This is a genomic window from Desulfopila sp. IMCC35006 (assembly GCF_005116645.1).
Classification (GTDB): Bacteria; Desulfobacterota; Desulfobulbia; order Desulfobulbales; family Desulfocapsaceae; genus Desulforhopalus_A.
Genome location: NZ_SWCM01000056.1, coordinates 1 through 417 on the forward strand (window position 1 = coordinate 1; position 417 = coordinate 417).

Below are 417 nucleotides of genomic sequence, written 5' to 3' on the forward strand. Positions count from 1 at the left end.
CTATTGTAAAAGCAAACGAAAAGATGCGTTTTGAGATCACTGAACGTAAGAAGACGGAAAGGGCATTACTACAATCCCAGAGCAAGTTGCAACGTTATATCACCGCAATTGATGATATAGGTTTGGGGTTGTGTGTCATCGATTCTGACTATCATCTAAGAATCATGAATAATACGATAATTGGCTGGTTTGGTGATTATCACGGCAGTACCTGCCATAGCATAATTATGGGACAGGACAGTCCCTGCCAACATTGCAGGCTAAAAGAGGTTGTCGAAGAAGCAAAGAATATTCGTTACCAGCCTACTATGGCAAATGACCGCAGGTTTGATATTGTGGCTACCCCTATCGCTAACAACGATGGAACCACTTCAAAAATGTTGATAATTAGAGACATTACGGAACAACATCAACAGG

1 protein-coding gene is annotated in these 417 nt (G+C 41.2%); it reads left to right on the plus strand.

All coding sequences use genetic code 11. The annotated features are described in order from the left end of the window. A partial coding sequence (locus FCL47_RS24145) for a PAS domain-containing protein (protein ID WP_153306395.1) occupies positions 1–417 on the plus strand: 417 nt, incomplete at both ends.